Annotated in this window: 14 protein-coding genes; 11 read left to right on the top strand and 3 right to left on the bottom strand. The window is 73.3% G+C overall.

What is annotated here, in order from left to right:
- Window positions 1-137: 137 nt before the first annotated feature.
- A complete protein-coding gene (locus ACFY2B_RS39825) occupies window positions 138-2,819 on the bottom strand; it encodes an ATP-binding protein (RefSeq protein WP_390767946.1) in 2,682 nt (893 codons plus the stop codon).
- 177 nt (window positions 2,820-2,996) lie between these two features.
- On the opposite strand from ACFY2B_RS39825, the gene ACFY2B_RS39820 reads away from it, so the two are divergent.
- The 3 genes from ACFY2B_RS39820 to ACFY2B_RS39810 all read left to right on the top strand — a co-directional run bounded on the left by ACFY2B_RS39820 (window position 2,997) and on the right by ACFY2B_RS39810 (window position 6,828).
- Window positions 2,997-4,307, top strand: coding sequence for an MFS transporter (locus tag ACFY2B_RS39820; RefSeq protein WP_390767945.1), 1,311 nt, complete (start codon window positions 2,997-2,999; stop codon window positions 4,305-4,307).
- Window positions 4,308-4,336: 29 nt separating this feature from the next.
- Window positions 4,337-5,497 (top strand): anhydro-N-acetylmuramic acid kinase, encoded by a 1,161-nt coding sequence (locus ACFY2B_RS39815; protein WP_390767967.1) that lies wholly within the window; start codon window positions 4,337-4,339, stop codon window positions 5,495-5,497.
- 227 nt (window positions 5,498-5,724) lie between these two features.
- Window positions 5,725-6,828 carry a DUF2510 domain-containing protein gene (locus ACFY2B_RS39810; RefSeq protein WP_390767944.1) on the top strand — a complete coding sequence of 368 codons (1,104 nt, stop codon included), beginning with the start codon at window positions 5,725-5,727 and terminating at the stop codon, window positions 6,826-6,828.
- Window positions 6,829-6,997: 169 nt separating this feature from the next.
- Here ACFY2B_RS39810 and ACFY2B_RS39805 read toward each other — a convergent pair whose 3' ends face one another.
- On the bottom strand, window positions 6,998-7,612 hold the full coding sequence (locus ACFY2B_RS39805; RefSeq protein ID WP_390767943.1) for a TetR/AcrR family transcriptional regulator C-terminal ligand-binding domain-containing protein: 615 nt from the start codon (window positions 7,610-7,612) through the stop codon (window positions 6,998-7,000).
- Window positions 7,613-7,829: 217 nt separating this feature from the next.
- Between ACFY2B_RS39805 and ACFY2B_RS39800 the strand changes: the two genes are divergently transcribed.
- Entirely contained in the window at window positions 7,830-8,624 is a 795-nt protein-coding gene (locus ACFY2B_RS39800; RefSeq protein ID WP_390767942.1) for a phosphatase PAP2 family protein, read from the top strand.
- On the top strand, window positions 8,621-9,682 hold the full coding sequence (locus ACFY2B_RS39795; protein WP_390767941.1) for a hypothetical protein: 1,062 nt from the start codon (window positions 8,621-8,623) through the stop codon (window positions 9,680-9,682). Before ACFY2B_RS39800 ends, ACFY2B_RS39795 begins: the two co-directional genes overlap by 4 nt.
- Before the next feature lie 180 nt (window positions 9,683-9,862).
- Here ACFY2B_RS39795 and ACFY2B_RS39790 read toward each other — a convergent pair whose 3' ends face one another.
- Window positions 9,863-11,914, bottom strand: coding sequence for a phosphocholine-specific phospholipase C (locus tag ACFY2B_RS39790; RefSeq protein WP_390767940.1), 2,052 nt, complete (start codon window positions 11,912-11,914; stop codon window positions 9,863-9,865).
- Window positions 11,915-12,310: 396 nt separating this feature from the next.
- Between ACFY2B_RS39790 and ACFY2B_RS39785 the strand changes: the two genes are divergently transcribed.
- From ACFY2B_RS39785 to ACFY2B_RS39760, 6 genes are all read left to right on the top strand, one after another.
- Window positions 12,311-12,838: a hypothetical protein gene (locus ACFY2B_RS39785; RefSeq protein WP_390767939.1), complete on the top strand. Its 528-nt coding sequence runs from the start codon at window positions 12,311-12,313 to the stop codon at window positions 12,836-12,838.
- A gap of 433 nt (window positions 12,839-13,271) precedes the next feature.
- On the top strand, window positions 13,272-15,395 hold the full coding sequence (locus ACFY2B_RS39780; RefSeq protein WP_376537575.1) for a hypothetical protein: 2,124 nt from the start codon (window positions 13,272-13,274) through the stop codon (window positions 15,393-15,395).
- Between the two features lie 84 nt (window positions 15,396-15,479).
- Window positions 15,480-17,006 (top strand): GT4 family glycosyltransferase PelF, encoded by a 1,527-nt coding sequence (pelF, locus tag ACFY2B_RS39775; RefSeq protein ID WP_376537573.1) that lies wholly within the window; start codon window positions 15,480-15,482, stop codon window positions 17,004-17,006.
- On the top strand, window positions 17,003-18,409 hold the full coding sequence (locus ACFY2B_RS39770) for a hypothetical protein (protein WP_390767938.1): 1,407 nt from the start codon (window positions 17,003-17,005) through the stop codon (window positions 18,407-18,409). Before pelF ends, ACFY2B_RS39770 begins: the two co-directional genes overlap by 4 nt.
- A 99-nt stretch (window positions 18,410-18,508) precedes the next feature.
- Entirely contained in the window at window positions 18,509-19,510 is a 1,002-nt protein-coding gene (locus ACFY2B_RS39765) for a GDP-mannose 4,6-dehydratase (RefSeq protein ID WP_390767966.1), read from the top strand.
- Between the two features lie 57 nt (window positions 19,511-19,567).
- Complete coding sequence (locus ACFY2B_RS39760) at window positions 19,568-20,281, top strand: NDP-sugar synthase (RefSeq protein WP_390767937.1); 714 nt, start codon at window positions 19,568-19,570, stop codon at window positions 20,279-20,281.
- Window positions 20,282-20,286: the final 5 nt, after the last annotated feature.

The following is a 20,286-nucleotide window of genomic DNA, read 5'->3' as shown; positions in this document are numbered from 1 at the left end:
GCCGGGCGCGCAGTTCGCCACGCCCCTGACGGGGGCGCGCCGGGGTGTGTACGAGTCCTAGGTACGGGGTCGGGTCGTGGCGGTCGCCGAGCGCGTGGTCATGGTGTGAGCCGACCGGTCGGCGGCGGCCGGTCCGGTCAGTTCGGCCCGCTCGCCGTCCGCAGGGCCTCTTCGGCCCGTGTCACCAGTCCGTCCGCGCCGCACGAACGGGCCAGCGTCAGGCCCCGGTCGAGTTCGGCGGCCGAGCGGGCCGCGATGCCGTACTCGACGCGGGCCACCGCGTGCTCGTACTGGCAGGGCGACGCCTCCAGGTATGCCACGGCCTGGGCGGCGAGGTGCACCGCGCGCTGCCCGGTCTCCAGGGCCGCCGCACAGCGCAGGGCCTCGCCGATCGCCGTGTCGGTGCCGAACCGCTCGGCCTGCCTGCGGGCGTCACCGGCCAGTTGGGCGGCCCGGACCGGATCCGTCGCGGCGAGCGCCCTGGCCAGATCGACGGCCCAGGGCGCGAGCACCGGATTGTGGCCGCCGCGGGACGCGGCGGTCTTCTCGGCGGCCTCCAGTTCGTTGACGCCCTCCTCGGTGCGGCCCACGGCGAGCAGCAGCCGCCCGCGGACGGAGCGGGGGTCGGGCAGCACGATGGTCGACGGATACGGCGGTGCGAAACCGTACTGCTCGGCAACCACCCACGCCTCCTCGACCCGGCCGCGCGCCAGCAGGGTGTCGACGAGTCCGCACGTCGCCGACCAGTACAGGGGCAGCCCGCGGCCGACCCGCTCGGCCAGCCGCAGCGAGTCGCGCAGGATGGTCTCCGCGTCCTTCAGCCGGCCCTGCCTGCGGTAGGCGAGACCGAGGAAGGCGTTCGCCAGGGAGAGGTGGCCGCCGCTCCAGCGCGCGGTCGTGTAGGCGCGCAGTGCCTCGGCGAACAGGCTCTCGGCACGGTCGAGACGGTCGGCGTAGGCGAACGAACTGCCCAGCATCATCAGCAGTTCCATGCCCCACTCGGTGTCCGTCCAGCCGAGGCCCGGCGCGAGCCGCCCGTTGACCAGGGCGCGGTCGCACAGCTCGACGACCTCCTCGGCGCCCTCGCCGTGCGTCATCGCGTCGAATCCGCGCAGGATCAGCAGGGCCCGTTCGGAGTTGTCACGGCCGGTGCAGGTCCGTGCGAGGTCGGCGAGGCGCTGGGAGCGGCCCGCTGAGACGGTCTCGCCGTGGATGCCCTCCCACATGAAGCGGACGGCCTGCAGCCGCAGCCGTGCGGGTCCGGGTGGGAGCCGTGCCGCCTCGGCCTCGACGGTGCGCACGGCCTCTTCCAACTGGTCGTTGTGGATCAGCGCCTGGGACAGCCGGAAGACGGCGTCGACCCGGGTGGCGCCGTCGAGTCCGGGCATGCCGAGGGCGCTCTGCAGATGGTCGATGGTGGTGGCGGGCGCCGTCAGCAGGGTGGCGCAGCCCAGTTCGTAGAGCACGCGCGCGTGGACCTCGGGCAGCGGCGGCTCCAGCAGGGCGCGCTCCAGACAGCGGCGGGCCGCGTCGGGCGCGCCGACGGCGAGATGTTCGCGGGCGGCCTCACGCAGCTGCTCGACGAGTTCCTCGTCGTCGTCCGGATGCACCCGGAGGAGGTGCCGGGAGGCCGCGGCGACACCGCGCCCGGAGTCCGTGACGACCTGGGCGGCGATACCGTGCATGGCGGTGCACAGCGCCTCGGGGATGGAGTTGTACACGGCGGAGGCGATCAGCGGGTGGACGAACTCCAGGTCGCCGGCGTCCGGGCAGGCATGTGACGGGTCCGGCTGGGTGAGGATGCGGGCGTTGCGCAGCAGGTCGGCGCAGCGCTCGGCCTTCTCGACGCTCATGGTGGCGAGCTGGGCGACGAGGTCCACGGTGATGCCGTCGCCGAGGACGGCGGCGGCCCAGGCGAACCGGGTGGCGTCAATGCCGAGGGCCTCCAGCCGCGCGACGAGTCCCCCGCCGCGGGCGGCACGGTTGAGCGGGCGCAGTTCACCGGCGTGCGCCTCGACCGGGTCGAGTTCGCTGTCCTGGACCTTGGCGAGGAGTTCGACCGTCTCGTAGGGGTTGCCGCCGGTGACCGCCCAGACCTCGCGGCAGAACGGGGCGTCCGCGTGCGCGCCGAGGGTGGCGCGGGTCAGCCCGGCCGTGGCCTGCGGCGTCAGGGCGCTGAGGCTGTTCATGGGACAGCCCGCCGCGGCGGCGACCGCGTCGAGATGGCGGGCGCTCTCGCCGCTCACCTCGCCGGGCCTGCGGGCCACCACGACCAGCACGGAGAGGTCGGGCAGGCGCTGCGCGAAGGCGGCCAGCCAGCGCAGGGTCTCCTGATCGGCCCAGTGGGCGTCGTCGATCAGCAGCACCAGCGGCCACTCCCGCTCGGCGAGCCTGCTGACCGCGGCGACGAGTCCGTCGCACACGTGCTGCGGGTCGGCGTGTCCGTCCCCCGGGTCCGCTATACCGAGGGCGGGGCCCGCGATGTCGTACCAGTCGCCGAGGTATTCGCGGGCTTCCTCGGGCATCAGCGAGACCAGCGCGGGCTGCAGCAACTGCCGCACCACGTTGAACGGGACGGAGCGCAGTGTCTCGCCGCCGCGGGTGGACCACACCGTGCAGCCGCGCCGTTCGGCGATGCGCCGGGTCTCGGCCAGCAGAGCGGTCTTGCCGAGCCCCGCCTCGCCGAGGAACACCAGCAGGTTGCCCGCGGAGGACCGGTCGGTGCACAGGGCGTCGAGCGCCTGCGTGACGGCGGCGATCTCCGCGTCGCGCTCCCACAGGGAAGCCGAGGCGGCCCCGCCGGGCCGTACCTCCGTCATCCCGTAACCTCCCCAAGTCGCCCGAACGACGTACGGACCCCGAGCGTAGCCGTCGGGCGGGCCCCATGGTGGCTGGTCCGGGCAGCTGTTGCCGGGTCGGGTGAACCGGGACAGCGGGACGACGTCCCGGGCCGCGACCGAGGTTTGCGCGGCGCCCGCGCGGTCAACAGCCCAGGAGTGAAGCAGTCTTTCCGCGAGCGCGAGACGGGCTCCGACCGGCCGGGTGTGCGGGCCGTGTACGCGGGCTCGGTGGGCAACTTCATCGAGTGGTACGAGTTCGGTGTCTACGGCTATTTCGCCACCGTCATCGCCGCGCGGTTCTTCACGCCGGAGGGCGGCAGCGAGGCCGAGGCCCTGGTGCAGACGTACGCGTCCTTCGCTCTGGCGTTCTTCTTCCGGCCCGTCGGGGCGGCCGTGTTCGGGCGGCTCGGCGACCGGATCGGCCGACGGCCGGTGCTGGTCCTGGTCGTCTCGCTGATGACGGGCGCGACGGCGCTGATCGGGCTGCTGCCCACGTACGCGTCGGTCGGCGCCGCGGCGCCGTGGCTGCTGACGTTCCTGAGGGTGGTCCAGGGTCTTTCGGCGGGCGGGGAGTTCGGTGGCGCGGTGGCGCTGATGACGGAGTTCGCTCCGCCCGGACGCCGGGGGCTGTACGGGGCGTGGCAGTCCTTCACGGTGGCGCTGGGGCTGCTGGGCGGGGCCGGCGTCGCCGCGGTCACGGCCACCGTGCTGACGGAGGCCCAGGTGCAGTCGTGGGGCTGGCGGTTGCCGTTCCTGCTGGCGGCGCCGCTCGGACTGCCGGCGTTGTGGCTGCGGTTGCGGCTGGACGAGACGCCGTCCTTCCGGCGGGAGCGGGAGTCGGCGGCCACGGCCGTGCGTCCGGCCGGACGCGAGGTGGCCCGGGCGATCGCGCTGGGCGCGGGACGGATCATGGGCTGGTCGGCGGCCGGCTACACCTTCCTCGTCGTCCTGCCGTCGTATCTGCAGAGCACCCTCGACGCGAGCTTCCAGCAGGCGCTGATCGCCACGGTCCTCGCCAATCTCGGGTTCGCGGTGACGATCCTCCCGGCCGGACTGCTCAGCGACCGGATCGGACGGCGGCCGGTGATGCTGGCCGGCGCGCTGCTGGTCGTGGTCCTCGCGCTGCCGCTGCTCCACCTGCTCCAGGACACCGGCGCGTCAGGTGTGCGGCAGGGCGCCGCGGTGTTCTGCGCGGGTGCCGTGGTGGGGCTGATGGCGGGACCGGCTCCGGCGATGCTGGCGGAGATGTTCCCGACCGCCGTCCGCCACACCGGTCTGGGCCTCGCGTACGCCCTGTCCAACGCCGTCTTCTCCGGCTGCGCGGGCCTCGTCATCACCAAGGCGGTCGAGCGCACCGGGAACGCGGACGTGCCCGCGTACTACGCCGCCGCGACCTGCGCGGTGAGCGTGCTCGCCCTGGCGGCCGCGCCGAGGGTGGGCAGGGCGGCGGAACGGGAGGCGGGGTGAACGGGGATCCGTCCGGGGAGTCCGGCCCGATGCGGGTGATCGGGCTGATGTCCGGAACGTCGTACGACGCCATCGACGCGGCGGCGGCCGAGCTGCGGCTCGTCGGGGACGCGCTGGTGCTGCGGCCGCTCGGGATGGTCAGCGAGGCGTACGACGCACAGCTGCGCGCGGCGCTCGCGGCGGCGCTGCCTCCCGGCGTGGTGCCGCTGGCCGACGTGTGCCGGCTCGACACCCTGATCGGGCAGGCGTTCGCGGCGGCGGCCGTGCGGGCGGACCGTGAACTGTGCGCCGGGCGGGCTGAGTTGGTCGCCTCGCACGGGCAGACCGTCTATCACTGGGTGACCGGCAAAACGGTGCACGGGACCCTGCAGCTCGGACAGCCCGCCTGGATCGCGGAGGCGACCGGCCTGCCCGTGGTGGCCGACTTCCGGCCGCGGGACATCGCCGCGGGCGGGCAGGGGGCGCCGCTGGTGAGCCTGGTGGATCTGCTGTGGCTGCGGGGCCGCCCGGGTACGCCGGTCGCGCTCAACCTCGGCGGGATCGCCAACCTCACGGCCCCCGACGGCACGGCCTTCGACACCGGTCCCGGCTGTGCGCTGATCGACGCCGCCGCCCGGGAATTCTCCGGTGGCCAGCTGGAGCACGACACCGACGGACGGCTCGCCGCACGCGGACAGGTCCACGAGGCGCTGCTGGAAAGGCTGCTGGCCGAACCGTACTACCGGCTGCCCGCACCGAAGACGACCGGCAAGGAACTCTTCCATCCCGGCTATCTGCGTGCGGCGCTGGCCGGGACGGGGAAGCCGCCGGCCGAGGACGTGATCGCGACGCTCACCGTGCTGACCGCCCGTACGGTCGCGGACGCGGTCCGCGCGGTCGGCGCGACGGAGGTGCTCGCGTCGGGCGGGGGCACCCGCAATCCGGTGCTGATGAGGATGCTCGCGGACCGGCTGCCGGGCGTGGCGCTGCGCCGCTCCGACGACCTCGGGCTGCCGGCGGACGCGAAGGAGGCGTACGCGTTCGCCGTGCTGGGATTCCTCACCGCGCACGGCCTGCCGGGCACCGCCCCGTCGAGCACGGGCGCCCGGCATGCCAGCGTCCTCGGTTCGGTGACCCCGGGCAGGGACGGCCTGCGGCTGCCACCGCCGGTGACGGGCGGCGGTCCCGGGCGGCTCGTGATCGAGCGCTGAGGAGCGCTCCGCCGGACGTGCCGCGAGGTGCCGTCGTTCGTCTGCGGCTGTCTGCGGCGCCGTCGTGGCGGTCGCGCCCTGCGGGTCGGCGGGCGGCGTGTCCGCCCGGGCCCCGCCCGGATCGGGCGCCCCGGCACGGACGGCTCGTGATGTGTTCCCGGGCTTCGTGCCGAACCTGACCGGTCCCCTCTCATCCCCCTTTCACAGATGCCTCATACGGTAGGGGCATGACGCAGGTGACTCCTCCCGGGTGGTACCCCGATCCCGGGCAGACGCATGAGGGTCCGCCCACCGAGCGCTGGTGGGACGGCAAGGCATGGACGGACCAGACCCGCCCCGCCGGTTCGGCCGCATGGGGTCCCCCGACGCAGACGCAGCCCGCCGGGCCCTACCCGCCCCAGCAGCCGGGCGAGCCCAACGGATCCCCGCAGCCCGGCGAGGCGTACGGATCCCCGCAGCCCGGCGGGCCCTACGGTCCGTATCCGCCGTATCCCGCCCAGCCGCCGGCCGCTCCCCGGCGTGGACTGCGCACCGGGATCGCGGTCGGCGTGGCGGCGGCGGTGCTCGCGTGCATCGGGGTCGGTGTCTACGCGCTGTCCGACAGCGGTTCCGGCGGCGGCGACCAGGCCGGCTCCCAGCGGGGGCCCGGGTTCCAGGGCGGGCAGGGCGGCCAGGGCGGCTCCGAGGGGCAGAACGGCGGGCAGGGCGGCCAGGGCGGTCCCTTCGGCGGGCCGGGTGGCGGTTCGGGTGGCTCCGGCGAACAGTCGCCGGCGCCGGACCAGTCCGGGGCCCCCGAGGTCAAGGGCGGCGGCACGGTGTCGGACGCGCTCAACGGCATCAGCATGCCCGTGCCGGACGGCTGGACCGGGCAGGCGTTCAGCGCCGGCGCGCAGCTGACCTCCGACCACTCCTACAACTGCCCCGGCGACACCTCGCAGAAGTGCACCGACGGCGGTGCCTACTCGGCGCCCGCGGTGGCCCTCGGCACCAAGGGGAGCACGGCCGAAGAGGTCGCCAAGGCGGACATCCAGGCCAACGCCGAGGAGTCGTACGGAGGCAAGACGTACGGCAGCATCACCTCGCACGAGGTGCTGGCCTCGAAGGCGGTCACCGTGGCCGGGCAGCAGGGCTACCTGGTCCGCTGGAAGGCCGTCACCAGCAAGGGATCCGACGGCTACGTCGAATCGCTCGCCTTCCCCTCGCCCGCCAACGCCCAGCAGATGGTGGTGGTCCGCTTCGGCGTCGACGTCGGCCAGAAGGTCACGGTCATCGACGAGATCACCCAGGGCATCAAGGTGTCGTCGGGCGGCGGCGACGGGCAGAACGTCTGATCCGGCCGCGGCCGGACCACCGGACGGAGCACCCGCGTGCACGATCGGCCGGGTGGGGCGCCTCTTCGCTCAAGAGGCGCCCCACCCGGCCGGGGTGCGCCGCCCCCGTCCCCACGGTGCGGCGCTAACAGGCCACCGTCCCGTCATCCCGTGGGCGGTGGCCTGAGTCTCAGGTCAGGCCCAGCGCGGGCAGCACCGCGGCCTCGACGAACCCGACGAGATAGTCGGAGTCGGCGTACTGGCCGGTCAGCATGGGCCGGATGCGCAGGACGCCGAACATCATGGCGGGCACGTAGTCCAGCGCCGGATTGTCCGCGCGCACCTCGCCGCGCTCGATCCCGCGCCGCAGGATCTTCTGGAGCACGGCGATCTCGGGGTCGACGAGCGCCTCGCGCAGCACGCCCTTCAGCTCGTGGTCGGTCATGATCGCATGGCCGAGCGCGTGCAGCAGCCGGGTGTCCTTGCCGGACCAGTCGCCCACGGCGCGTGCGGCCTCGCGCAGATCACCGGCGAGCGATCCGGTGTCGATGCCACTGAAGCGCGCCTGGCTGCTGGCGCGCAGCGCCGCGGCCACGAACTGGGGTTTGGTCCTCCACTGCCGGTAGAGCGTGGACTTGCTGCACCGCGTGCTCGCGGCGACGCCCTCCATGGTGACGGACTCGTAACCGCACTCGCGGATCTGTTCGAGCACAGCGTCGAAGAACTCCCGCTCACGCTCGGGCGTGATCTTGGAGCGGCGCGAGGCGGCGACCGTCTCCGGTCCGTCCGCGGCCTGCGACGTCATGCGCTCTTCCCCTCACTCGTGGCGGCCCGCCCGGGCTGCGTGCGCGAAGCGAGTCCCTGTTCTCAGTGTGTCGCACATCAATCGATACGCCAGTGTACCGGAACCCGGTCGTATCGGTACACTGGCGTATCGGTACGAAGTCGTATCGATGAGTTCCGGTAAGCGGTCCGGGGCTCAGCACCACCACACGCACGACCGTCAGTGAAAGGGCCGGGGGATGAACGCCCGAACCGAGCCTGCGGAAAAGGAGTCGGACTCCATAGCCCGGCCCCCGCTCCTCCGTGAGTTCCTGCTCGTCGCAGGACTCTTCCTCGTCTACAAGGTCGGCCGCCAACTGGCGGCGGGCCACACCAGCGAGGCCCTCCACAACGCCCGTCGGGTGTGGGACCTGGAGCGGGCGCTGCACCTTCCCGACGAGGCCACCGTGCAGTCCGCACTGCTGCACGGTGACGTGCTCGTCCATCTGGCGAACACCTATTACGCGACGGTCCACTTCCCGGCCACGCTGGGCTTCCTGGTCTGGCTGTACCTGCGGCGCCCCGCCCACTACCGCTGGGCCCGCCGGGTCCTCGCCGCGGTCACCGCGGCCGCCCTGGTGCTGCCGTTCACGTTCCCGCTCGCCCCGCCGCGGATGCTGACCGCCACCGGCATGGAGGACACCGCCCGGGTGTACGGGCCGTCGGTGTACGGGCCGCCGTCCAGCGACCACCTCTCCAACCAGTTCGCGGCGATGCCGTCGCTGCACTTCGCCTGGGCCCTGATGGTGGCGATCGGTCTGATCGCGGCGACGCGCTCGCGCCGGCGCTGGCTGTGGCTGCTGCACCCGGCGGCCACCCTGCTCGTGATCGTCGGAACGGCGAACCACTACTGGCTCGACGCGATCGTCGCCACGGCCATGCTCGGCCTCGCCCTCGCGCTGATCCACCGGCCGCACCACAGGGCCGGCCCGGCGAGCCGGGGCACGCGGCGCTACACGCCGAAGCAGCACGTCCTGGTGGGGGCGGGCCGATGAGCCCCGCCCTGATCGCCGTCGCCCTCTCCCTGGTCTCGGCCGTCGCCTACGCGGCCGCCGCGGTGGCGCAGGAGCGCCTGGCCGCCCGCACCTCCGGCACCGGCCTGCTGCGGCTGCTGGGCAAGGGCGCGTGGTGGACGTCCGTCGGGCTGAACGGCGGGGGCGCGGTGCTGCACGTCGTGGCGCTCAAGTACGGACCGCTGACCGTCGTCCAGCCGCTCGGCGCGCTCACCCTGGTCGCCGCGGTGCCGATGGGCGCCCGGTTCGCGGGGCGGCGGGTCAGCCCGGTCGAGTGGCGGGGCACCGCCCTGACGCTGCTCGGTCTCGCGGCGCTGCTGGTCACCGCGTCCGGTCCGGCACCGGAGCGGGTGCTGACCCTGACCGAGGCGCTGGCGGTGGCCGGGACGACGGCCGCCCTGATCGGCGTGCTGGCCCGGCCCGGCGCCCGGCCGGGGCTGCGGCACGCCACGGCGTCCGGCTTCGCCTCGGGCGTGGCCTCGGCGCTCACCCAGACGGTGACGGTGGCCGCGACGGACCGCACCGGGCCGGTGCTGAGCCCGACGGTGATCGTGGTCGCGCTGCTGGTCGCGGTGTTCGCCACCGGCGGGCTGCTGCTCTCCCAGACCGCCTACCGGGACGGCTTGGGCGCCCCGCTCGCCCTGGTGACCCTGGCCAACCCGGTGGCGGCCGCGGTGCTCGGTCTCGCCCTGCTCGGGCAGGGTCTCCAGGGCGGCGCCGGGGGCGTGCTGCTGGCGCTCGCCGGGGCGGCTGCCGCTTCCTGGGGCGTGGTGCTGCTCGCCCGGGTTCCGCGCCCCGTTCCCCGGCCGGCCGGCGTCGGCCCGGTGTCCACGCTGCCCGTCCTGGAGCCAGGCACCACGTTCGCCGCGGCAGCGCCTGACCCGGAGCCGCGTACGGCGCCCATCACACGGCCGCCGGCCCCGGAGACACGCACGGCGCCCACCGCACCGACGCCCTCCGTGAAGTCGCGCACCCCGCCCGCGGCAACGGCGCCGGCACCGCCCCGGCGGCCGGATCCGGGACACCTCACTTCGCTCTGACCGGGCCCGGATCCTCCGGGGTCCGGGGCCGCCGAGGTCCCGGGACGGCCGGGGCGGCACGCGCGACGGCCGGTGGGCGCGGAACCCCTCCGCGCCCACCGGCCGCCGTTGTCGTCGTGCCGTACGACCGCCCGCCGGGCCCGGCGGGCCGCCGGGCGAAGAGTCGGGCCGGGGCGGGGCTCAGACCGTGGCGATCGCCGGGTCGCTGACCCCGGCACGCCCGTTCTCGACGTGTCCGGCGAACCCGCGCACGAAGCCGGGGTCGGCCTCGGACGTCACGGTCAGGTCGTACCAGCGCCGGCTCTTGTCGAGGTCCACGGTGTGCCGGACGGTGGCCCCGGCGCGCACCGGCACCGTCACCGGCTTGCCGCCGTACCCGTCGACGACCTTCAGCCGTACCGTGCCGGAGCCCTTGTTGGTGAAGGTGAGCTGGACGTTCTCGCCGGTGTGCCGGGCGGTGACCTCCGGTCCGGCCGTCCGGCCGGGGCCCTTGAAGACGCGCAGGAAGCCGTTCGGGCCGTGCACGGTCAGGTCGTACGAGCCGTTCGAGTACGCCGAGTTCCAGGTGTCGGCGACGGACTTGCCCGCCTCGGCGGTGTAGGTCCAGGGCCCGTCGGTGCGGCTGCCCGAGGTGACGAGAAAGGCGGCGCCGGCCTTCGCCCCGGAGGCGAAGGTGAGCGTGAACGTACCGGCCGCCGGGTCGGCCGAACCGTCCACCAGCGGGACGTAGGCGAGCGGGCGGGCGGGCCGCACGCCGCGCTCCTGCCGGGGCAGGACGGGGTTGGCGGGCGGGGTCGGCACGTAGTCGGGGTGCCGGTTCTTGTCGGGCGGCTGGTAGCCGTCGGTGGCGGGGAGCGCGACCGGCTTGGTGTCCTGGTGGGTGAAGTCGAACGCCGCGGTCAGGTCGCCGCAGACCGCGCGCCGCCACGGCGAGATGTTCGGCTCGTGCACCCCGAAGCGGCGCTCCATGAACCGGATGATCGAGGTGTGGTCGAGCGTCTCGGAGCAGACGAAGCCGCCCTTGCTCCACGGGGAGACGACCAGCATCGGCACCCGCTGACCCAGCCCGTAGGCGCCGTCGGCGTAGCCGCTCCTGCCCTTGAGCAGGTCGAGGCTCGCGTCGACCGTCGACTTGCCCTGCGCGGCCGAGGACGGCGGGAACGGCGGGACCAGGTGGTCGAAGAAGCCGTCGTTCTCGTCGTAGGTGACGAACAGGGCGGTCTTCGACCACACCTCGGGGTTCGAGGTGAGCGCGTCGAGGACCTGGGAGATGTACCAGGCGCCGTAGTTCGCGGGCCAGTTGGGGTGCTCGGTGAACGCCTCGGGGGCGACGATCCAGGAGATCTGCGGCAGCTTGCCGCCCTTGACGTCGGCCTTCAGCTGGTCGAAGAAGCCCTCGCCGGTGCGGGCGTCGGTGCCGGTGCGGGCCTTGTCGTACAGCGGGTCACCGGGCTTCGCGTTCTGGTACTGCTTGAAGTAGAGGAGCGAGTTGTCGCCGTAGTTGCCGCGGTAGGCATCGGATATCCAGCCCCAGGAGCCATTGGCGTCGAGGCCGTTGCCGACGTCCTGGTAGATCTTCCAGGAGACGCCCGCCTGCTCCAGCCGCTCGGGGTACGTCGTCCAGGAGTAGCCCGCCTCGTCGTTGCCGAGGACGGGGCCGCCGCCCTGGCCGTCGTTGCCCGTGTGCCCCGTCCACAGGTAGTAGCGGTTCGGGTCGGTGGAGCCCATGAACGAGCAGTGGTAGGCGTCGCAGATGGTGAAGGCGTCCGCGAGCGCGTAGTGGAAGGGGATGTCGTCCCGGGTCAGGTACGCCATGGTCGTGGCGCCCTTGGCGGGGACCCACTTGTCGTACTTGCCGCCGTCGAAGGCGGCATGCGTGTCGTTCCAGCCGTGCGGCAGGTCCTGGATGAAGGCGAGTCCCAGGTCGTCGGCGTCGGGGTGGAAGGGCAGGAGGTCCTTCTTGCCGTCCGACTGGTACCAGACCGGCTTGCCGTCAGGTCGTGCCGCCGGGCGCGGGTCGCCGAAACCGCGGACGCCCTTGAGCGTGCCGAAGTAGTGGTCGAAGGATCGGTTCTCCTGCATGAGGACGACGATGTGCTCCACGTCCTCGACCGAGCCCGTCCGGTGGTTCGCGGGCAGCGCGGCGGCACGCTCGATGCTGCTGGACAGCGCGGTGAAGGCCGTGGTGGCGCCCGCGAGTTGGAGGAAGCGGCGCCGATTGACTTCGGGCATGGGGAGACAGCCTTTCATCCTGAGGTACGGATGGCCGGAACGTGACGACATATGCGCCCAGCGAGTGTTCCAAGCGCACCAAACATCAGGGAAGGGCCCGGTGGCATCCGCGTGAAAGATGTCCGTACGCGGAGTGTGCGGGACGCGCGTCGTCCGGCGGGGCGACGGCGGGCATTCGCCAATCGCGTCCGGCCGCCCCACCGCGTCGCGCGGCACGGCACGGCCGACCGGCGGGCCCCCGCGCACCCGCGTTGTCGTGCGGGGATTCCGACCGGGACGCCATGTGGTGACTCGCTCACACCATCTTCACAATACGTGCACTTTCAGCCGACCGGCGGTCTCGGGGTGCCCGACGGGGCAGACGCGGCGGGCGCCGTCTGCCTAGCCTCCCGGGCCATGCGATCCACACTGCTGAGGCGCCTCGGCCTCACCGCCGTCCTCGCCCTCGCCCTCGCCCTGTTCGGCCTGACCCCCAGCGCGAGCGCCGCCCCGGCCGCGCAGGCGGACCTCACCTTCGCCACCGACGCCGCCACCACGACGCCCGGCGGCAAGGTGAACCTGTCGATGACCCTCACCAACAACCACACCTACGACATCTGGTTCGTGTACCAGACGATCGACCCGACGTGGCTGACGACCCAGCGCCCCGACCTCAAGTACAGCTTCACCGGTTGCAGTCTGGCCACCGCCGACGGCGCCGTCCCGTGTTCCGGCACCGGGCCCGCCAACCTCGGTACCAACTACGGCGCCACCATCCCGCCCGGCCAGAGCCGTACCGTCACCCTGACCCTGGAGGTCGCGGCCGACTCCGGCTGCAACGGCAACATCGGCTTCTACTCGTACTCCTACATCGAGTTCAGCGACAGCACGAACCTCAGCGGTGGCCCGACCTACACACCCGAGACCCGGGTGCTCTGCGCCTGACGGTCCGTCTCCCTGCGGCCGGCCCCCCGCGGGCCGGCCGCTCTCGCCTTCCGGGGCGCGGGGTGAGCCAAATCCGGACGAGCACGAAAAGACGTACGCCGCCCGGAAACGCCGGTTCCGAAACCGGCGGGCACCTCGCGGTCCGACCGGCGATCGACCCCCGACCTGCGCACGGAGCCTTCGAGTGGCCATGGACCCCGCCCGGTCGCGGCCGTCCACATGGCCGTCGCCGGAGCCGGGGACCCTGTTGGACTCCTCACTTTTCCGTCACGTTTCGCAACATGACCACAAAAGCTACACACGACCATCACCATATGATGCGACGAACGCGTGACGACTGGCGTCTGAGGGGGGCGCGGCGTCGCGCGCGGGGGGTGCGTCCGCTCCGGGCGTGAGCCAGGATCACCCCTGCCCGGGGAGGGGACACCACCGCATGAAGCGGAATATACGCACCACGGCGCTGACCGCAAGCGCCCTCATCGCCTTATTCGCCCTGCCGGCCACCACGGCCCGCGCCGACGCGGACACACCCCGCGTCGACCTGCGGGTCCTCGTCGTGAGCGACGGGGGACCGTCCACCGACGCCATCGCGGCCGAACTCGACAACGCCGGAACGCCGTACACCGAGATCGACCTCCACGACCCCGCGAGACCCGTGATCGACGCGGGATTCCTGGCGGACACGGTGGACGGCCGTCCGCGGGCCAGGTTCCAGGCCGTCGTCCTGCCCAACGACAACCCGTTCGCCACCGGTTCCAGCGAGATGGCGGCGCTCGCCGCGTACGAGCAGACGTATGCGATCCCACAGGTCGACGCCTACACCTACGCGCGTACCCAGGTGGGTCTGAACGTACCCGGCTACTCCGGCAGTGTGGACGGTGCCACCGCACAGGTGACCGCCGCCGGCGCGGCCGGGCCGTTCGGGTACCTGGACGGCGCCGTGCCGTTCGAGGACAACTCCCCCACCGTGGGCGAGAGTTACGCCTATCTGGCGCAGCCGGCGGCGGGCGCGGACTTCACCACGTACGTCGACGCGGCGATCCCGGGCAGGTCGACGAGGGGGTCGCTGGTCGGCGAGTACCGGCACGACGGACGGCGCGAACTGGTCGTCACGTTCGTGTACAACCAGTACCAGCAGCAGTTCCGGCTGCTGGCGCGCGGCATCGTGGAGTGGATGACCGGCGGGGTGCACCTCGGCGCCTCCCGCAACTACTTCGCGGTGCACGTGGACGACGTGTTCGCGGCCGACGACCGCTGGGACAGCAACCTCAACTGCACGCCGGGCGACATCGACTGCCCGCCGGGGCAGGGCACGGAGAACCCGATCCGGATGACCGCGGCCGACGTCCAGCACGCCGTCGACTGGCAGCGGCGGCAGGGCTTCACCCTGGACATGGTGTTCAACGGCTCCGGCAGTGTGAACCAGCGCGAGGACAACGGCGGCGTCGACGCCCTCGCCGACGCGTTCGTCGCGAACCGCGACAGCTTCCGCTGGGTCAACCACACCTACACGCACCCGTTCCTCGGGTGCGTCCAGGACGTCAGCGTGGTGCCGTGGAAGTGCGCCACCAGCGCCGGCGGCAGCACCCAGTGGGTCAGCCGGACGGAGATCTCCGACGAGATAGCGAACAACCGCGCCTGGGGCGAGTCGGTCGGACTTCCGCTGGACAACGAGGAGTTGGTGACCGGCGAGCACTCGGGCCTGCGGATCCTGCCGCAGCAGCCGGTGGACAACCCCAACCTGGCGCCCGCGCTGACGGACAACGGCGTGAAGTGGCTCGCTTCCGACAACTCCCGTGACCCCGTGCAACGTCAGGTCGGCCCCGCGACCACCGTCTCCCGCTACCCGATGAACGTCTTCTACAACGCGGGCCGCGCCACCGAGCAGGTCGACGAGTACAACTGGATCTACACCAGCCGCGCCCAGGGCGGCAGCGGCATCTGCGAGGACAACCCGGCGACCTCCACCTGCCTGACCGCGCCGCTGGACACCGCCACCGGCTACGCCGACCACATCGTCCCGCTGGAGACCAGGACCGCCCTCGGGCACGTGCTCTCCAACGACCCCAGGCCGCACTTCATCCACCAGTCGAACCTGACCGAGGACCGTATCGCCTACCCCGTCCTCGACGGCGTCCTCGACAGCTACCACGCGCTGTTCGCCGACAACACCCCCGTGGTGAACCTGCGGATGAAGGACCTCGGCACCGAGATGCAGCGGCGCGCGACCTGGGACGCGGCGCTCGACGCCGGCCAGGTGACCGCGTACCGCATCGGCGACACGGTCACCGTCCAGGCCCCCGACGGCGTGGCCGTGCCCGCGACCCTGCCGACCGGCGCCACGCGGGGCGGCAGCGCGTTCGGCTCCGCGTACGCGGGCGAGGTCTCCGGCTGGACCACCGCGGCGGGACAGCCGTTCGCGCTGTCCCTTCCCTCCTCCGCCGCCGCCCCGGCCGCGACCGCCCACCCGGCGGACTCCGCGACCGCCTCCACCGCTCCCCCGACCACGGTGCCGGCCGGTGCGGCCGAGCAGGTGCCGTACGTCCCTGAGGACTGAGTCCGGCCCGCACCACGGGCCCGGCCGCACCCTGCGCGGCCGGGCCCGCTACGACCGTCACCCACCTCGGCCGTGGAGCCATCCATGCACGTTCAGCACGGCGCGCGCCGCTCCGGCTCGACGCGTGTCACCCTGCTCACCGAAGGTACCTACCCGCACAGTCACGGCGGGGTGAGCGTCTGGTGCGACCAGCTCGTCACCGGCATGCCCGATCTCGACTTCGAGGTCCTCGCCGTCACCGGCACCGGACGTGAACCCGTCGTGTGGGACGTCCCGCGCCAGGTCACGCGCGTGGTCTCCGTCCCCATGTGGGGTCCCGCGCCCGAGGGCCGCCCGCCCCGGGGCCGCGCGCGCAACCAGCTCACCACCGCCTACGAGCAGTTCCTGACGGCTCTGCTCGACCCCGGTGCCGAGGACGGCTTCGCCGCCGCCCTCTACGCGATGGCACGGGCCGCGACGAACGGCACGCTCAGTCCCTTCCTCCGCGGCGACCTCGCGATCGGGGTCCTCACCGCGGTGTGGAACCGCCCCGGCCTGGCCGTGCGGGAGGCCCGCCCCACCCTGCACGACGCGATCACCGCCACCGCCCTGCTGGAGCACGCCCTGCGACCCCTGGCCACAGCGCCGCCCCGGACCGGGGTCGCCCACGCGGTCAGCGGCGGCGTCGCGGTGCTGCCGGGCCTCACCGCGCTCGAACAGCACGGCGTGCCGCTGCTGCTGACCGAGCACGGCGTCTATCTGCGCGAGCGCTACCTCGGCTACCGCACCGCCCGCTACCGCTGGCCCGTGAAGGCCGTCGTCCTCGGGTTCTTCCGGCTGCTCGCCGAGGAGACCTACCGCCGTGCGGCGCTGATCACCCCGGGCAACCGGTACAACCGGCTGTGGGAGGAACAGGGCGGCGCCGCGCCCGAGTCGATCCGCACCGTGTACAACGGCGTCGACCCGGCCGCCTTCCCGCCGGCCGGTCCGGAGCCGGAGCGGCCCACCCTCAGCTGGGCCGGGCGGGTCGACCCGATCAAGGACCTGGAGACCCTCATCCGCGCGTTCGCCCTGGTCCGCGGCCGGCTCCCGGACGCCGCGCTGCGCCTGTTCGGCGGGACGCCGCGGGGCGGGGAGAGCTACCGGGAGCGGTGCCGGGCGCTGGCAGCGGAGCTGGGGCACGGCGACGCGGTCAGCTTCGAGGGCCGGGTCGACGACATCAAGGACGCCTACGCCGCCGGGAACGTCGTGATGCTCTCCAGCATTAGCGAGGGCTTCCCGTTCACCCTGATCGAGGCCATGTCGTGCGGGCGGGCGACCGTCTCCACGGACGTCGGCGGAGTGCGCGAGGCCGTCGGGGACACCGGCCTGGTCGTGCCGCCGCGCGACCCGGCGCGGATGGCCGCCGCCGCGCTGGACCTGCTGGCCGATCCGGAGCGCCGGCGCCGGATGGGCGAGGCGGCCCGGCTCCGGGTGGTCGAGCAGTTCACCCTGCGCCAGACCGTCGACACCTTCCGCTCCATCTATCTGGAGCTGTCGGCGCTCGGCCGGATGTGGACGCCGGACGCCCGTCCGACGCCCGCCCCGGCGGACCGTCCGGCGGCCGCGAGGACAGGGAGCCTGGCCGGATGAGCGGACCGATGGCCCTCGAACCGGACGGCGGGGAGCAGGACACCCTGTCGCTGCGGCTGTCCGAGACCCCCCTGTCCCGCAGACGGGTCCGCCACGACCGCACGCCGGCCCTGCGCCGGCCGCGCTGGGGCGCGGACCACGCCGCGGTCGACGCGCTCGCCGCCGAACTGGCCGACGGCATCGGCCCGGCGGTCCACCCCTACGAGGTCGCCGCGCTCCTGGAGTCGGAGGGGCTGACCGCCGAGGTGATCAAGGAGCGGTACGGCCACCCGGACATCTTCTCCCTCGCCGCCGCCCTGTACGAGCGGGTGCCGCGCACCTTCCCGGAACCCCCGCCGCCGGCCGACCCGTGGCGCCCGGACCACGTGCGGTGCGCCCTGCGCGGCGCCCTGTTCGCCCTGCCGGGGCTCGCCTATCTGCTCGTCGCGCCGCTGTGGCACGCCGAACGGACCGTCCTGGTCCTGGTCGTGGCCGGGCTCGTCTCCTGGGCTTGGGGCCAGGCGCTCGGCCACCGGGCCTTCCTGCGGATGAGCACGGGGCGCCGGGAGGCGGGCCGCACCCTGCTCAAGGGGGCTCCGGTGGGTGCCCTGGTGGCGACGGCGACGGCGTGGCCCGTCGCCGGTTCCGGTTCCGCCGTGCCGGCCGCCGGGGCGCAGTCGGTGTATCTCGCGGCGGCCGGTGTACTGCTGGTGCTGGGCGGGGAACGGCTGCTGCTGGCCGCGCTGACGCCGGTGATCGCGGGTGCCGCGGTGCTCCCGTGGTGGGAGCCGGGCCCCCTGCTGCGGGCCGGGCTGCCGCTGCTGGCGCTGCTGGGCACCGTGGCCGCGGCGGGCTGGACCCTGCGCGCCGCCCTGGCCGGCCCCCGGGTCGCGGGAGCCGCCCGGCCCGCGTTGCTGAGTTCGCTGCCCTACGGCCTGTTCGGTCTGGCCGCCGGGACGCTGGTGCTGCTCACCGGCCGGGAGCAGCCGTACGCGGTGATCGTGCTGACCGTCAGCATGGGGCCGGCCGAGTGGCTGCTGTACCGGTACCGCGGACTGTCCGTGGCGGCGCTGCGGCGGACCGGCACCCCGGCCGCCTTCCGGCTCCGGTCGGCGGGCGTCCTCGCCCTGTGCCTGAGCGCCTATCTGCTGCCCCTCCTCCCGGCGGCGCTGCTCACCGGCTCGGCCCCGGCCCCGCTGCTGCTGCTCGCGGCGGCCCTGTGGACGGCCCTGCTGCTCCAGGCGTTCGGCGTGGCCTGGCTGCCGGCCGGGGTGTGCCTCACGGCCGCCGCGGCAGCCGCCGCGCTCACCCGCCTCGGGCCGCCGCCGGGCGCCGACGCCCTGTCGCTGTGTTGCGGCGTCGCCGCCCTGTGTCTCACGGCGGGCGCACTGCGCCTGCTGGGACGGCCCGCCCCGCACGCCTGACCGTCCGGCCCGCGGGCGGCGAGAGAGCCGCGCCCGGACCGGACGACGCACCACCCAACCCCCCACAAGGATGCACAAATGACCGGAAGGAAGCACCAGTTGACCACCGCACCGCTCGCCGCCGTCACCGGGGCCGAGGGCTTCATCGGCTCGCACCTGACTCAGGCGCTGGTCGCCTCCGGGCACCGGGTGAGGGCCATGGCGCAGTACAACTCCTTCTCCTCCTACGGCTGGCTGGAGACGTTGCCCCAGGACGTCCTCGACCAGGTGGAGATCGTCCTCGGTGACGTACGGGACCCCGGCTCCGTCCGGGGTCTCCTCGAAGGCGCCGACTGCGCGTACCACTTGGCCGCGCTCATCGCGATCCCGTACTCCTACCGCGCCCCGCACAGCTACGTGGACACCAATGTCACCGGCACCCTCAACGTGCTGGAGGCGGTACGTGCCCTGGGTACGCCCCGGCTGGTGCACACCTCCACCAGCGAGACCTACGGGACCGCGCAGACGGTGCCGATCACCGAGGACCACCCGATCAACACCCAGTCCCCGTACGCCGCTTCGAAGGCGGGCGGCGACCGGCTGGCCGACAGCTACTACGCGAGCTTCGGCACGCCCGTGGTGACGCTGCGGCCCTTCAACACCTTCGGCCCGCGCCAGTCGATGCGGGCCGTCATACCCACCGTCATCGGCCAGGTGGCCGCGGGCGAACGCACCATCACCCTCGGGGACCTGCGCCCCACCCGGGACTTCAGCTACGTCAAGGACACCGCGCAGGCGTTCCTCGCGGTTGGCGGCGCGCCCGCCGGGCAGGTCGTGGGCCGCACCTTCAACGCGGGTACCGGCGGGGAGATCTCGGTCGGCGACCTCGTCACGCTGATCGGCAAGGTGATGGACACCGGCCTCGACGTCCGCGAGGACAGCGCGCGCATCCGGCCCGCGGCCTCCGAGGTGATGCGGCTGGTCTGCGACGCGAGCCGGCTCACCGCGGCGACCGGCTGGCGGCCCGCGCACTCCCTGGAGGAGGGCCTCGCGCACACCGTGGAGTTCTTCCGCGACCCGGCCAACCTCGCCCGCTACAAGACCGGCATCTACAACATCTGACCCGCCGCACGTCCACGAAGGACTCGAAGGACACCACGGACACCAAGGAGGAGTCCCATGCACGCAGTGATCCTGGCGGGAGGCAAGGGCGTCCGGCTGCGGCCCTACACCACCGCGCTGCCCAAGCCGCTCGTGCCCATCGGCGACCAGCACGCCATTCTGGAGATCGTGCTGCGCCAGCTCGCGACGGCGGGTTTCACCAGCTGCACCATAGCCATCGGCCATCTGGGCGAGATCATCCGCGCCTATGTGGGCGACGGCAGACAGTGGGGCATGACCGTCGACTACGCCACCGAGGACAGCCCCCTCGGCACCATGGGTCCGCTGCTCACCATGCGCGAGCGGCTGCCCGAGACGTTCCTCGTCATGAACGGCGACGTCCTCACCGACCTCGACTTCGGGGAGGTGCTGCGCACGCACCGCGGCTCCGGGGCGCCGCTGACCATCGCCACGTACGCCCGCAAGGTGCACATCGACTTCGGAGTGCTGACCACCGACGACCGGCGCGTCGTCGCCTTCACCGAGAAGCCGAGCATGGACTACCGCGTCTCCATGGGCGTGTACGGGCTCTCCCGGACGACGCTCGACGGCTACACCCCCGGGCTGCCGCTGGGCTTCGACGAGCTGGTCATCGACCTGCTCAGGGCGCAGAACCCGCCGCACGCCTACGAGTTCGACGGATACTGGCTGGACATCGGCCGCCCGGACGACTACGACCGGGCCAACGCGGAGTTCACCACCCGCAAGTCGCTGCTGCTCAAGGGAGCCTGACCACC

It is taken from the genome of Streptomyces sp. NPDC001270 (assembly GCF_042896695.1).
Lineage (GTDB): Bacteria > Actinomycetota > Actinomycetes > Streptomycetales > Streptomycetaceae > Streptomyces.
The sequence above is the reverse complement of the archived record's forward strand: the minus strand, read 5'-3'. Positions and strand labels throughout refer to the sequence as shown.